The following is a 641-nucleotide window of genomic DNA, read 5'->3' on the forward strand; positions in this document are numbered from 1 at the left end:
CGCGCTTGCCTCCCGATCACGTCGAGGTCACTCATGCCTGCCCAGCAGCCGAGTTCTGCCGTTGCCAACGTGCCGCTCCTGATCCCGCCTCGCCACGACAGCGGTGAAACGACAAGCGCTCCCCGCGATGACGTCTCGGCTCCAGGGGAGATCGACCCATCGGTCTGGCGTGTTGTCGGTGATCCGCTGGTCGCGGCGCCCAAGGGGGGCGTGTTGTCCGGCTCCCGGGTCGCGGTGAAGGACCTCTTCGCTGTCGCCGGCCATGCGATCGGGGCGGGAAATCCGGCATGGCTGTGCGAGGCGCCGATCGAGTCCGCCCACGCCGCGGCCGTCCAGGCCCTGCTGCAGGCAGGGGCGGACGTCACCGGTATCGCACGGACCGACGAGCTGGCCTACGGCCTGTCCGGGCTCAACACGCACTACGGGATGCCACCGAATCCCGCGGCGCCCGGGCGGGTTCCCGGAGGGTCCTCGAGCGGCTCGGCCAGCGCCGTCGCCCTGGGGCTGGCCGACATCGGTCTGGGCACCGACACGGCGGGCTCGGTGCGGGTGCCGACCTCCTACTGCGGGCTGTACAGCCTGCGGCCGACACACGGTCTGGTCCCGGACACCGGCCAGATCGGTCTCGCACCCTCGTTCGA

Annotated in this window: 1 protein-coding gene; it reads left to right on the forward strand. The window is 71.3% G+C overall.

The features are described from left to right. Positions 1-210 precede the first annotated feature (210 nt). On the forward strand, positions 211-641 hold a 431-nt coding region (locus AOK11_RS45945), incomplete at its 3' end, for an amidase family protein (protein ID WP_240497639.1).

The organism is Streptomyces hirsutus, assembly GCF_001418415.1.
GTDB classification, from domain to species: Bacteria; Actinomycetota; Actinomycetes; order Streptomycetales; family Streptomycetaceae; genus Streptomyces; species Streptomyces hirsutus.